This is a genomic window from Micromonospora sp. NPDC051141 (assembly GCF_044455765.1).
GTDB lineage: Bacteria > Actinomycetota > Actinomycetes > Mycobacteriales > Micromonosporaceae > Micromonospora.
This window is the reverse complement of record NZ_JBITFD010000015.1, coordinates 91976-104620: the sequence shown is the minus strand read 5'-3', so window position 1 is coordinate 104620 and position 12645 is coordinate 91976. Positions and strand designations below refer to the sequence as shown.

Here is a 12645-nt window from a genome sequence, read left to right as displayed (position 1 = left end):
GGGTACGCAGCGTTGTCGCGACGAACGTCCGGGAACGCGCGGGGATCCAAACCGGGGGGATGCACGGGGGTGGCCGGGCCGTGGGCGGAAAAGTCGTCCACGACCGTCCGCCCCCGTGCGCTGTTCGTCGCTCCTGCGCCAACCGGACCCGGGTGAGCGGGCCCACGCGCGTAAGGTGGAAGGCTGCGCAGCCCTTCGTTCGACAGGAGCTTCCATGACCAGCACGCTTCCGGCGGCCCCCAGCGGCGCGCCGTCCGGCGCCCGGCCGAGCACCCTCGCCGAGGGCGACTACAAGGTGGCGGATCTGTCGCTCGCCGAGTTCGGGCGCAAGGAGATCCGGCTCGCCGAGCACGAGATGCCCGGCCTGATGGCGATCCGGCGCGAGTTCGCCGACGCCCAGCCGCTCGCCGGCGCCCGCATCACCGGCTCGCTGCACATGACCGTGCAGACCGCTGTCCTGATCGAGACCCTGGTCGCGCTCGGCGCGCAGGTCCGCTGGGCGTCCTGCAACATCTTCTCCACCCAGGACCACGCCGCCGCGGCCATCGTCGTCGGCGCCGAGGGCACCCCGGAGGCCCCGGCCGGCGTCCCCGTCTACGCCTGGAAGGGCGAGACGCTGGAGGAGTACTGGTGGTGCACCGAGCAGGTGCTCGCCTGGCCCGACGGGCAGGGCCCGAACATGATCCTCGACGACGGCGGCGACGCCACGCTGCTCGTGCACAAGGGCGCGGAGTTCGAGAAGGCCGGGGTCGTGCCGCCGGTCGAGTCCGCCGACTCCGAGGAGTACGCGGTCATCCTCCAGGTGCTGCACCGCTCGCTCGGCGAGGACAACCAGCGCTGGACCCGGATCGCCGCCGGCATCAAGGGCGTCACCGAGGAGACCACCACCGGCGTGCACCGGCTCTACGAGATGCACCGTGCCGGCACGCTGCTCTTCCCGGCCATCAACGTCAACGACTCGGTGACCAAGAGCAAGTTCGACAACAAGTACGGCTGCCGCCACTCGCTCATCGACGGCATCAACCGGGCCACCGATGTGCTCATCGGCGGCAAGATGGCCGTCGTGATGGGCTACGGCGACGTGGGCAAGGGTTGCGCCGAGTCGCTGCGCGGCCAGGGCGCCCGGGTCGTGGTGACCGAGGTCGACCCGATCTGCGCGCTCCAGGCCGCGATGGACGGCTACCAGGTCGCCACGCTTGACGACGTGGTCGAGCAGGCCGACATCTTCATCACCGCGACCGGCTGCTTCGACGTCATCACCAACGAGCACATGGCCCGGATGAAGCACCAGGCCATCGTGGGCAACATCGGCCACTTCGACAACGAGATCGACATGGCCGGCCTGGCCAAGCGCTCGGACGTGACCCGGGAGAACATCAAGCCGCAGGTCGACGTGTGGCGGTTCGACGACGGCCACGCCATCATCGTGCTCTCCGAGGGCCGCCTGCTGAACCTGGGCAACGCCACCGGGCACCCGAGCTTCGTGATGTCGAACTCGTTCGCCAACCAGACCATCGCCCAGATCGAGCTGTTCACCAAGACCGACGAGTACCCGATCGGCGTCTACGTGCTGCCCAAGCACCTGGACGAGAAGGTCGCCCGGCTGCACCTGGACGCGCTCGGCGCCAAGCTGACGACGCTGACCAAGGAGCAGGCCTCCTACCTGGGCGTCTCCCAGGAGGGTCCGTTCAAGTCGGAGCACTACCGCTACTGATTCCGCACCCGGGAGGGACCGGGGTCGGCCGCCGCGCGGCCGTCCCGGTCCCTTTTCGCGTACGCACCGACGATCGGGTCCTCCGGCCCTGTCCGGTCCGGCCGGCCCGGGACGAGGCTGGGACGGCGGTCGCGGCCGGCGAGGTGACGTTGCCGTGAACAACTTGACGCCGTGCCGGAACAGGAGCAAGGTATGGCTGCCCTAAGTTAACTGAGGCATGCCTGACCGACTACGGAGTTACCGATGTTCGCCACGTACCTGATCGGCCTGCGGGAGGGCCTGGAAGCGACCCTGGTGGTCAGCATCCTGGTCGCCTTCCTGGTGAAGTCGCAGCGGCGTGACCGGCTGCCCCAGGTCTGGGCCGGCGTCGGCCTGGCCGTGGCGCTCTCCGTCGTCTTCGGCTCGCTGATCCAGTACACCTCGACCTCGCTGCTGCGGACCTCCGAGTCGCGCGAGTTCTTCGAGGCGGTGACCTCGGTCGCCGCCGTCGTGTTCGTGACCTGGATGATCTTCTGGATGCGCCGGGCGGCCCGCTCCATCGCGGGCGAGCTGCGTGGAAAGCTCACCGAGGCGCTCGCCGTCGGGTCGCTGGCGGTCGCCGGCATGGCCTTCCTCGCGGTGGTCCGGGAGGGCCTGGAGACCGCGCTGATCTTCTACGCCGCGGCCGAGAGCGTGGCCGGCGGCACCGGCGCGGGCTCGCTGCTCGCCCTGGTCGGCGGCATCGCCACCGCCGTGGTGATCGGCTTCCTGATCTACCGCAGCGCCCTGAAGATCAACCTGAGCCGCTTCTTCACCTGGACCGGCGCGCTGCTGATCCTGGTCGCCGCCGGCATCCTCAAGTACGGCGTGCACGACTTCCAGGAGGCCGGCGTGCTGCCCGGCCTGAACAACCAGGCCTTCGACATCTCCGCCACGCTCGACCCGAACGCCTGGTACGGCGCGCTGCTCGCCGGCATGTTCAACATCACCGCCGCGCCGACCGTGCTGGAACTGGTCGCCTGGGTCGCGTACGCGGTGCCGGTGCTGGTGCTCTTCCTGCGCAAGCCGGCCACGCCGGCCAAGCCGCCCGCCGCGCCGGCCGCCAACGCGTCGACCGGGGCCCCCGCCGCCAACGCGTCGACCGGGGCCCCCGCCGCCAACGCGCCGGCCGCGACCCCGGCCGGGAACGCGCCGGCCGAGTCCACCGCGACCACCCCCGAGCCCGCGCCGGCCACCGTCGACGCCGCCGCCGTTCCGTCCCCGCGCGCCTGACCGCCCGTTTCCGAGGAGATCCCGCACCGATGCGTACCACTCGATTCGTCGCGCCCGCCGCCGCCGGGTTGCTCGCCGTCGCCGGACTGGCCGGTTGCGGCGGTGGTGACGACGCCGACGCGACCGCCGGCGGACCGATCGCCGTCAAGGCGACGGACAGCGCCTGCGAGGTCGACAGCACCGAGATCGACGCCGGCCAGGTGACGTTCAAGGTGACCAACAACGGCTCCAAGGTCAACGAGTTCTACGTGTACGCCGCCGGCGACCGGGTGATGGGCGAGGTGGAGAACATCGCCCCCGGGTTGAGCCGGGAGCTGCGCGTCGAGCTGCCTGCCGGGACGTACGAGACCGCCTGCAAGCCGGGGATGAGCGGCCGGGGCATCCGGGGCGCGCTGAAGGTCAGCGGCACCGCCGCGAGCGTCGCGCCGGACGCCGCGCTCACCGAGGCCACCGCCAGCTACCAGCGCTACGTGCGCAGCCAGACCGCCGCGCTGCTGGCCAAGACCGAGGAGTTCGTGGCCGCGGTCAAGGGCAACGACGTGGCCAAGGCCAAGGCGCTCTACCCGGTGGCCCGCACCTACTGGGAGCGGATCGAGCCGGTCGCGGAGAGCTTCGGTGACCTCGACCCGAAGATCGACGGTCGCGAGGAGGTGGTCGAGGAGGGCATGGAGTTCACCGGCTTCCACCGGATCGAGAAGGATCTCTGGACCACCGGCGACATCAGCAAGGACGGGCCGATCGCCGACCAGCTCCTGGTCGACGTCAAGGCGATCGTGGCCAAGGCCGACGCCGAGAAGCTCACCCCGCTCCAGCTCGCCAACGGCGCCAAGGCGCTGCTCGACGAGGTCGCCAGCGGCAAGATCACCGGTGAGGAGGAGCGGTACTCGCACACCGACCTCTGGGACTTCAACGCCAACCTGGAGGGCTCGAAGGCCGCCGTCGGCGCGCTGCGCCCGGCCCTGGAACAGCGCGCGCCCGACCTGGTCAAGCAACTCGACGCCGAGTTCGCCAACGTGGAGGCTGCGCTCGGCAAGCACCGGGCCGGGGACGGCTGGAAGCTGCACACCCAGCTCAGCAAGACCGAGCTGAAGGAGCTGTCGGACAGCATCAACGCGCTGGCCGAGCCGGTCAGCAAGATCGCGGCGGCCGTCGCACGATGAGCACTCCGGCCGGCGGTGACGCGACGAGCGAGCCGAACAGCACGCAGCCCGGTCGCGGGATCTCCCGCCGGCGGGCGATGACCCTGGCCGGTGTCGGTGCGGCCGGCGTCGGCGCGGTGGCGGCCGGCGCGGGCGCGCTGATCGCCGGTGGCGGCCAGGCGTCGGCCACCGAGACGGCCGCCGGGGCGGTGCCGTTCCTCGGCGAACACCAGGCCGGCATCACCACCGCGGCCCAGGACCGGCTGCACTTCGTCGCGTTCGACGTGGTCACCAAGGACCGGGACCGGCTGGTCGCGATGCTCCAGGAGTGGACCGCCGCCGCGGCCCGGATGACCGCCGGCAAGGACGCCGGGCTGATCGGTGCGGTCGGCGGCGTGCCGGAGGCCCCGCCGGACGACACCGGCGAGGCGCTCGGGCTGCCCCCGTCGCAGCTCACCGTCACGGTCGGCTTCGGTCCGACGCTGTTCCGCGACGCCCGGGGCCGGGACCGGTTCGGCATCGCCGACCGCCGCCCCGCCGCGTTGGCCGACCTCCCGCACTTCGCCGGCGACGCGCTCAAGCCGGAGCTGTCCGGCGGCGACATCTGCGTCCAGGCCTGCGCCAACGATCCGCAGGTGGCGGTGCACGCCATCCGTAACCTGGCCCGGATCGGCATGGGCGTGGTCAGCGTCCGCTGGTCGCAGCTCGGGTTCGGGCGTACCTCGTCGACGTCGCGGGACCAGGCCACGCCGCGCAACCTGTTCGGCTTCAAGGACGGCACCGCCAACCTCAAGGCCGAGGACGCCGACCTGCTCCGCGAGCAGCTCTGGGTGCAGCCCGGCGACGGTCCGGACTGGATGGCCGGCGGCTCCTACCTGGTCACTCGCAAGATCCGGATGTTGATCGAGACCTGGGACCGCAGCCCGCTGGCCGAGCAGGAGACGATCACCGGCCGGACCAAGGGCAGCGGCGCTCCGCTCGGCCGGCGCGACGAGTTCGACGAGCCGGACTTCGCGGCCAAGGGCGACGACGGCGAGCCGGTCATCGCGCCGACCGCGCACGTGCGGCTCGCCCACCCGGACCAGAACGGCGGCGCCCGCCTGCTGCGTCGCGGCTACAACTTCGTGGACGGCTCGGACGGGCTGGGCCGGCTCGACGCCGGGCTGTTCTTCATCGCCTACCAGCGGGACCCGCGCAAGCAGTTCGTGCCGATCCAGACGCGGCTGGCCCGCAACGACGCGATGAACGAGTACCTCCGCCACGTCTCCAGCGGCCTGTTCGCCTGCCCGCCGGGCGTCCGCGACGCCGCCGACTGGTGGGGCCGCGCACTGTTCTCCTGAGCTGGCCCGGGTCGTCCCTGAGTCGGCCCGGTCGTCCCTGAGTCGGCCCGGTCGTCCCTGAGTCGGCCCGCCGCGCTCAGCGGCGTACCGGATTGGGTCCGGCGGGTTCCGGCGCGGCCCGCCGCAGCGGAACGCCGGGCGACGCGGCCGGGGTCGGGGCCAGCTCCGGCCAGAGCCTGCCGCTGACCGTGCGGGCCCGGCCCAGCCGGTACCCGGCCCGTCGCCTGCGCTCGGCCAGCACGGCGGCCAGGTACGCCCACTCCGGCGCGGTCCACGGCGGCGGCGGTGACGTCACCGCGGCCACCTCCGCCCACAGCTCCCGGCCCAGCCGCACCCGGTCCGCGGCGGCGAGTTGGGGGAGCCGGTCCACGTACTGCCGGCCGGCCAGGGCCAGCCCGTCGTCCACCCGGGTCAGGTCCAGCGTGCCCGCCCAGGCGAGCAGCGGCGGCACGGCCGGCGGCAACGGCCGCCACACCGCCGCGCCCCGGGTGTGCACCACGAGCGTGCCGGCCACCAGGTCACCCAACCGTCGGCCGCGCGGGTCGGTGAGCATCACCGTCACGGTCGCCGCCCAGCTCAGCAGCGGCAGCACCAGACCGGGCCACTCCACCGCGACGCCCACCAGCGCCCGGGCCAGCGACTGCCCGACCCCGACCGGACCGCCGTCGGCGCGTACCACCCGCAGTCCCACCGCCAGCTTGCCCACCGTCCGGCCGCCGGCGAACCGCTCCATCACCACCGGATAGCCGACCAGCACCAGCACCAGCAGCACGACCTGGAGACCGCCGGCCAGCGCGGCGTCCATCAGGTCCGGCGGCATCGCGAGCACCAGCATGGACAGCGCCGCACCGAGCACCAGCGCCAGACCGAGCTGGACGACCAGGTCGATCAGCAGCGCGAGCACCCGGGAACCCAGCCGGGCGGCCCGGACGTCCAGCTCCACCGCCTCGCCACTGACCAGACCGGCGTCGGCCCACCGGGAGGGCGGGGGAGGTTGCGCGCGCACCCCGACAGTGAACACCATGAACGAGTGGATCTCGACGCGTACGTGGCGGAGCACGGTGGGCAGTGGCGGCGGCTGGCGCAGTTGACCGGCCGGCGTCGGCTGGACGCGGCCGAGGTCGACGAGCTGGTCTCGCTCTACCAGCGCACCGCCACCCACCTGTCCGTGCTGCGCAGCCGCGCCCCCGAGCCGGCGCTCCTCGGTCACCTGTCCCACCTGGTCCTGGCCGCCCGCGCCCGGATCATCGGCCGGCCCCGGCCGTCCTGGGCGGCGGTACGCCGGTTCCTGCTGGCCGACCTGCCGGCCGCCCTCTACCGGGCCTGGCCCTGGTGGTGCGGCGTCGCCACCGGCTTCAGCGCGTTGAGCGTCTTCCTCATCTGGTTCGTCGCCGGCCACCCGGACACCGCCGCCGCGTTCATCGGCGCCGAGTCGGCCCGGCAGCTCGTCGACTCCGGCTTCGCCGGCTACTACACGGAGTTCGCCGCGCCGACGTTCGCGTTCCACCTGTGGACGCACAACGCCTGGCTGGCGGCCCAGTGCCTGGCCGCCGGCGTGCTTGTGGTGCCGGTGTTCTGGCTGCTGTGGCAGAACGCGCTGAACATCGGCGTGGTGGGCGGCGTGATGGTCTCCTACGACCGGGCGGACGTCTTCTTCGGCCTGATCACGCCGCACGGCCTGCTGGAGCTGACCGGCATCTACGTCGCCGCCGGGGTCGGGCTGCGCACCGCCTGGGCGTGGATCGCCCCGCCCCCGCACCTCGGGCGCGGCCGGGCGGTCGCCGAGGCGGGGCGCTCGGCCATGGTGGTCGCGGTCGGCCTGGTCGGGCTGTTCGCCGTCTCCGCGCTGCTGGAGGCGTTCGTCACCCCGGCGCCGGTGCCGACGGTCGTGCGGGTGGCGGCCGGCGCCACCGTCTGGGCGGCCTTCCTGGCGTACGCGCTCATCCTGGGCCGCCGCGCCGCCGCGTCCGCCGCTCCGCGCCCCCTCCGCCACTGACCGCAGATTCACGGAAACAGTGGCTGTGGAGCCCGCGACAGCCACTGTTTCCGTGAATCAGGGCGGAGGCGAGTTCGGGGGTCAGAGCTGGCCGACGGACTTCAGGTGCAGGTAGGTGTCGGCCACGGCGGGGGCCAGTCGGTCGGCGGGGACGTCCACCACCGTCACGCCGTGCCGGGACAGCGCGGCCCGCACCCGGTCCCGCTCGGCCAGCGCCCGCCACGCCGACGCGGCCGCGTACGGGTCGTCCGGGCCGACCGGGGTGGCGGTGGCGAGCCCGGTCAGCACCGGATCGTGGGTGGCCGCCAGGACCACCCGGTGCCGGGCGGCCAGCCGCGGCAGCACCGGCAGCAGGCCCGCCCCGAGCGCGCCCGCGTCCAGTGCGGTGAAGAGTACCAACAGGCTGCGCTGCCGCTCCCGGCGCAGCAGCTCACCGGCGACCAGCTCGAAGTCCGTCTCGACAAGCGCCGGCTGGAGCGGCGCCATCGCCTCGACCAACCGGGTGAGCAGCGCCGGCCGGTTGCCGCCGGTCACCCGGGCCTGGACGGCGGTGTCCACGGCGAGCAGGTCCACCCGGTCCCCGGCACGGGCGGCCAGCGCGGTGAGCAGCAACGCCGCGTCGATCGCGGTGTCCAGCCGGGGTTCGTCTCCGAGCCGGACCGCCGAGGTGCGACCGGTGTCCAGCACGCAGACGAGCCGCCGGTCCCGCTCCGGTCGCCAGGTGCGCACCAGCACGTCGGCGCGGCGCGCGCTGGCCCGCCAGTCGATCGACCGGACGTCGTCGCCGACGGCGTACTCGCGCAGGGTGTCGAACTCGGTGCCGTGGCCGCGTCCCCGGGTCACCTGGACGCCGTCGATGACCCGCAGCCGGGCCAGCTTCTCCGGCAGGTGCCGGCGGGAGTCGAAGCGGGGCAGCACGCGCAGCGTCCACGGTGGTGTGCCGGGCCGTTCGGCGCGCTGCCGGAACCCCAGACGCATCGGCCCCAGCGAGCGGACGGTCAGCGCCACCGCCGGCCGGTCGCCGCGCCGGGTCGGGGTGAGGCGGACCGGCAGCGTGGCCGTGCCGCCGGGCGGGACCGTGAGCGTCTCCCGCGGCGAGCGCCCGGGACGCGCCCCGGCGGACGGCACCCACGCGTCGCGGACCTGGGCGCGCAGCGTCCGGTCGGTGGGGTTGGCCAGGTGCAGGGTGACCGTGGCGGTGCCGCCGAGCCGGACGGTCCGGTCGCCGGCGCGGGTGGCGCTGAGCGCGTGCGGCGGGGCGGCGAGCGCCCGGTCCAGGGCGACAAGCAGCAGCACGGTCGCGGTCAGCACGGCGACGCCGAGGAACGGCGCCGGCCAGGCCGGCAGCGTTCCGGCGCCGGCCGCGAGCAGCAGGCCCGCCCGCCAGGTCATCGCGGCGTCGGCACGGTGGCCAGCACCGAGTCGAGCACGGCGTCGGCCGTCACTCCCTCCAGCTCCACCTCCGGTCGCGGCCGGAGCCGGTGCCGCAGCGTCGGGCGGGCCACCGCCTTCACGTCGTCCGGTGTGACGTGGTCGCGGCCGGCCAGCCAGGCCCACGCTTTGGCGGTGGCGAGCAGCGCGGTCGCGCCCCGGGGCGAGGCGCCCAGCTCCAGCGCGGGCGCGGCCCGGGTGGCCCGGCAGAGGTCCACGATGTAAGCGAGCACCGGCTCGGCCACGTGCACGGCGTGCGCCTGCGCGCGGGCGGCGGCCAGGTCGGCCGCGCCGGCCACCGGGCGTACGCCGGCGGCGCGCAGGTCGCGCGGATCGAACCCGGCGTGGTGCGCGCGGAGCATACCCAGTTCCTCGTCCCGCCCCGGCAACGGCACGGTCAGCTTGAGCAGGAAGCGGTCGAGCTGCGCCTCGGGCAGCGGGTAGGTGCCCTCGTACTCGACCGGGTTCTGGGTGGCCGCGACGATGAACGGCTCGGGCAGCGGGCGGCGCTCGCCCTCGACGGTGACCTGCCGTTCCTCCATCACCTCCAGCAGCGCGGACTGCGTCTTCGGCGGGGTGCGGTTGATCTCGTCGGCGAGGAGCAGGTTGGTGAAGACCGGCCCCTCGCGGAACGTGAACGCGGCGGTGTGCGGGTCGAAGATCAGCGAGCCGGTGACGTCGCCGGGCATCAGGTCGGGGGTGAACTGCACCCGTTTGGCGTCCAGGTCGAGCGCGGCGGCGAGCGTGCGCACCAGCAGCGTCTTGGCCACCCCCGGGACGCCCTCCAGCAGCACGTGCCCCCGGCAGAGCAGCGCGATGACCAGGCCGGTGACCACCGCGTCCTGGCCGACCACGGCCTTGGCCACCTCGGCGCGCAGCCGGTGCAGGGCGGCGCGGGCGTCGGACGGTGCGGCGGGCGACGCGGCGGCGATGACGGGTCCGGTCACCGGGGTTCTCCTTCGCTCGGGGGCGGGGCCAGGGTACGGGTCAGCGTGTCCAGCGCCCGGGCCAGCTCCAGCAGCTTCCGGTCGTCGTCCGGGGCGGGGCCGTGCAGCAGCTCGGCCACCCGCTCCGGGTCGTCGCCGGTCGCCGCCGCGACCCGGGCCGCCACCTCGTCGTCCGGGGTGTCGGGCGGCAGGTTGAGCCGGGGCAGGACGCGGTCCCGGGCGGCGCCGCGCAGCGTCGCGGCGACGGTGTTCCGGGCGCCGGCCCGCCGGTAGAGGCGGGCCCGGCCGCGGACGGTCTCGGCGGCGCGGACGGTCACCGGCAGCGGCTCCGTCACCGGGGGCCCGAGGCGGCGGGCCCGCCAGAACACCACCAGCAACCCGGCCAGCGCGAGTTGCGCCAGGATCGCCCAGAACCAGGCCGGGAACGCGTCCCACAACGGGTTGTCGGCGCGCCGCGGCGGGTCCGCCCGATCGGGGCGCTCGGCGGTGCGGCGGGGCGTCGGCGGAGCCTCGGTCTCGGTGGTCCGCGACGCGCCCGTCCCGGTCGGGGCCGGATCGGGGGCGGGCAGGTCCAGCCAGACCAGCGGACGACCGGTGGCGCCGAGCAGGCCGGTGGCGAGGTCCCGGTTGCCCCACTCGTCGATCCGGTCGTTGCGGAACGGGTCGCTGGCGCCCACCAGCACCACCTCGGTGCCGGCCGGGATCCGGAGCAGCGCGCCGCCGTAGCAGCGGTCGGCGCGTTCCGGCCCGGCGTACCGCTGGTGGTCGACCGCGGCGGTGCCGGCGCGGACCGCCTCGGGCAGCCGGCACTCCGCGCCCCCGGCGTCCGGCGGTAGCGCCCGGGTGGCCCACCGGCGGCCGGTCGGCTCGACCGACGTGCCCAGCTCGGCCAGCACCCGGCGGGACGGCTCGACGAGCACCAGCCGGCTGCCGGGCGGCAGCGCGGTCAGCCCGGTGAGCGTGTCCGGGTGCACCAGGTCGGGTGCGGGCACGAAGAGCGTGCTCGGCGCCGCCCGGGCGGCCCGCAGCGCCCCGGCGGTGTCGGTCTCCCGGCGCAGCGGCACGCCCTGCGCGCGTAGCTCCTCGGCGAGCCGGCTGCCGCCGTCGTCGTCGCCGGCGACGGGGGAGAGGAAGCCGCGCTCGTCCGGGTCGGGCTGGTCCACCGCGTGCAGCACCACGGTGGCCCCGATCAGCAGCGCGGCCAGCCCGAGCGGGACGACGGTGCGGTGCCACCGGCGGCGGGACGCCGGCGGGGCCGCGGGTCGGGCCGGGGCGGGGGCGACGGTCACCAGGCGTCCTCCTCACCGGTCAGTTCGCGGCGCAGCTCGGCGGCGAGCGCGCGCATCCGTTGGTCGTGGCCGGCGGTGGCGGGACGCTGGGCGTACCAGAGGTCGGAGAAGATCGTGCCGGCGGCGTGCAGGGTGGGCCGGACCGCCGGGCGGGTCCGGGCCGCCGCCTCGGTCAGCTCGGTGACGGTGAGCCCGGCCCGTGGCTCCACCACCTGACAGGTGACCAGGAGCCGGACCATCTCCCGAAGCCGTTCCCGCACCGCCTCGGCGTAGCGGCCCTCGGCGGCCAGCCGGTCGGCCGTCGCCGCGCCGCCGACGGGTGCCGGCGGCGCGGCCCGGGGCGCGGGGACACGCACCGGCGGGTCGGGCCGCTGTCGGCGGGCGGGACGACGCAGGCGCATCCGCGGTCGTCGGAGCCGGGGCAGTCGCAGCCGGGGCAGTCGTGGCCGGGGCAGTCGCAGCCGGGGCAGCCTGAGCCGGGGCAGCCGGCGGGGCACCCAGGCCGGGAAGGAGTGCCAGGCCAGCGCCGTCAACAGCGCGGCGGCCAGCAGGAGCAGCGCGACCAGCGGCAGCGGCACCACGTCGCCCAGCGCGGCCACCGTCTCGGTCCACCAGCGGCTCACCGCTCGACCGCCAGCAGCACCGGCTCCGGGACGCCGGCCGGCGCCCGGGAGAGTCGGATGTCCAGCCCCTCGGTGCGCATCCGGGTCTCCAGGTGCAGCACCGCGTCCAGGCAGGCCAACGCCGGGTACGCGAGCGCGTTCACCGCCGCCTGCGCGACGACGGCGACCGGCAGCGCCCAGGCCGACACGTCGAACAGGTCGAGCAGCCCGAGACCGTAGGGGACGCCCAGCCCGATGCCGACCCGGACCAGCCACCAGCCCAGATAACCGAGCAGCCGGACGGCGGCGGCGCGCCCGCCCACCCGGCCGGCCAGCCGGATCGCCCGTCCCGGTGCCCGGTACGCCGGCACCCCGTCCAGCACGAGCACCGGCACCACGAGGCCGAGCAGCCCGTACGCGACGAACCAGGCGGGCCCGGCCAGCCCGGCGAGGCCGACGGCGAGCCCGACCGCGCCCGCCGCCAGCAGAGTCGCGCCCGGACGGGCCTCGTGGAGCAGCTCCGACGGCGCGCGGCGGCGGCCGAGCAGCGCCGCCGCGCCGCCCCGCGCGGCCGGGTTGCCCAGCAGCGCGATGATCGCCGCCTCGGTCCCGGCGCCGGCCGCGAGCAGCAGCCAGTACCAACCGAACGACTCCCCGCCGGCGGGCCACCAGCCGGGCGGGTGCGCGCCGGCCAGCAGCCGCACCGGGTACAGCACGGCCTGCTCGGCGAGGGCCAGCGCGACGGCGAGCGGCAGCAGCACCCGGGCCTGGTCGCGGAGGAGCAACACGGCGGCGTCGAGCAGCTCACCGACGGTCAGCGGACGGCGCGGGAGCACCGCGGTCGGGCCGACGTCGGACACGCGTACTCCCGGGCGGGCAGGGCAGCAGAGGTGGCGGGCGGCGGGGCACCCGGGGGATCATGGTTGCACGGCGGGT

At 75.1% G+C, this 12645-nt stretch carries 11 protein-coding genes; 5 read left to right on the top strand and 6 right to left on the bottom strand.

Annotated elements, in window-relative coordinates:
- Positions 1-214: 214 nt before the first annotated feature.
- The 4 genes from ahcY to efeB all read left to right on the top strand — a co-directional run bounded on the left by ahcY (position 215) and on the right by efeB (position 5444).
- A complete protein-coding gene (ahcY, locus tag ACIA6B_RS25745; RefSeq protein ID WP_357302424.1) occupies positions 215-1714 on the top strand; it encodes an adenosylhomocysteinase in 1500 nt (499 codons plus the stop codon).
- 243 nt (positions 1715-1957) lie between these two features.
- Complete coding sequence (efeU, locus tag ACIA6B_RS25740; RefSeq protein WP_396777092.1) at positions 1958-2965, top strand: iron uptake transporter permease EfeU; 1008 nt, start codon at positions 1958-1960, stop codon at positions 2963-2965.
- A 29-nt stretch (positions 2966-2994) separates the two neighbouring features.
- Complete coding sequence (gene efeO / locus ACIA6B_RS25735; RefSeq protein ID WP_396777090.1) at positions 2995-4125, top strand: iron uptake system protein EfeO; 1131 nt, start codon at positions 2995-2997, stop codon at positions 4123-4125.
- Entirely contained in the window at positions 4122-5444 is a 1323-nt protein-coding gene (gene efeB / locus ACIA6B_RS25730) for an iron uptake transporter deferrochelatase/peroxidase subunit (RefSeq protein ID WP_396777088.1), read from the top strand. The genes efeO and efeB overlap by 4 nt, the downstream gene beginning before the upstream one ends.
- 76 nt (positions 5445-5520) lie before the next feature.
- Here the strand turns inward: efeB and ACIA6B_RS25725 are convergent, their stop codons facing one another.
- On the bottom strand, positions 5521-6504 hold the full coding sequence (locus ACIA6B_RS25725) for an RDD family protein (RefSeq protein ID WP_396777086.1): 984 nt from the start codon (positions 6502-6504) through the stop codon (positions 5521-5523).
- On the opposite strand from ACIA6B_RS25725, the gene ACIA6B_RS25720 reads away from it, so the two are divergent.
- The gene (locus ACIA6B_RS25720; protein ID WP_396777084.1) at positions 6475-7440 is read left to right on the top strand and encodes a stage II sporulation protein M; all 966 of its coding nucleotides are present in this window, start codon (positions 6475-6477) and stop codon (positions 7438-7440) included. The two genes, ACIA6B_RS25725 and ACIA6B_RS25720, sit on opposite strands and share 30 nt — an antisense overlap.
- Positions 7441-7521: 81 nt before the next feature.
- On the opposite strand, the gene ACIA6B_RS25715 is transcribed toward ACIA6B_RS25720, so the two are convergent.
- The 5 genes from ACIA6B_RS25715 to ACIA6B_RS25695 are packed head-to-tail and all read right to left on the bottom strand — an operon-like array spanning position 7522 to position 12569.
- A complete protein-coding gene (locus ACIA6B_RS25715) occupies positions 7522-8832 on the bottom strand; it encodes a DUF58 domain-containing protein (RefSeq protein WP_396777082.1) in 1311 nt (436 codons plus the stop codon).
- Positions 8829-9818 (bottom strand): AAA family ATPase, encoded by a 990-nt coding sequence (locus ACIA6B_RS25710; protein ID WP_396777080.1) that lies wholly within the window; start codon positions 9816-9818, stop codon positions 8829-8831. Before ACIA6B_RS25710 ends, ACIA6B_RS25715 begins: the two co-directional genes overlap by 4 nt.
- On the bottom strand, positions 9815-11107 hold the full coding sequence (locus ACIA6B_RS25705) for a DUF4350 domain-containing protein (protein WP_396777078.1): 1293 nt from the start codon (positions 11105-11107) through the stop codon (positions 9815-9817). Before ACIA6B_RS25705 ends, ACIA6B_RS25710 begins: the two co-directional genes overlap by 4 nt.
- Positions 11104-11730 carry a DUF4129 domain-containing protein gene (locus tag ACIA6B_RS25700; RefSeq protein ID WP_396777076.1) on the bottom strand — a complete coding sequence of 209 codons (627 nt, stop codon included), beginning with the start codon at positions 11728-11730 and terminating at the stop codon, positions 11104-11106. The genes ACIA6B_RS25705 and ACIA6B_RS25700 overlap by 4 nt, the downstream gene beginning before the upstream one ends.
- Positions 11727-12569: a hypothetical protein gene (locus ACIA6B_RS25695; protein WP_396777074.1), complete on the bottom strand. Its 843-nt coding sequence runs from the start codon at positions 12567-12569 to the stop codon at positions 11727-11729. Before ACIA6B_RS25695 ends, ACIA6B_RS25700 begins: the two co-directional genes overlap by 4 nt.
- Between the last annotated feature and the right edge of the window lie 76 nt (positions 12570-12645).

Bases quoted from the DNA above. Each gene is read 5' to 3' on its own strand.
- efeU (WP_396777092.1), top strand. From the start codon at position 1,958: ATGTTCGCCACGTACCTGATCGGCCTGCGGGAGGGCCTGGAAGCGACC.
- ahcY (WP_357302424.1), top strand. From the start codon at position 215: ATGACCAGCACGCTTCCGGCGGCCCCCAGCGGCGCGCCGTCCGGCGCC.
- efeO (WP_396777090.1), top strand. From the start codon at position 2,995: ATGCGTACCACTCGATTCGTCGCGCCCGCCGCCGCCGGGTTGCTCGCC.
- efeB (WP_396777088.1), top strand. From the start codon at position 4,122: ATGAGCACTCCGGCCGGCGGTGACGCGACGAGCGAGCCGAACAGCACG.
- ACIA6B_RS25715 (WP_396777082.1), bottom strand. From the start codon at position 8,832: ATGACCTGGCGGGCGGGCCTGCTGCTCGCGGCCGGCGCCGGAACGCTG.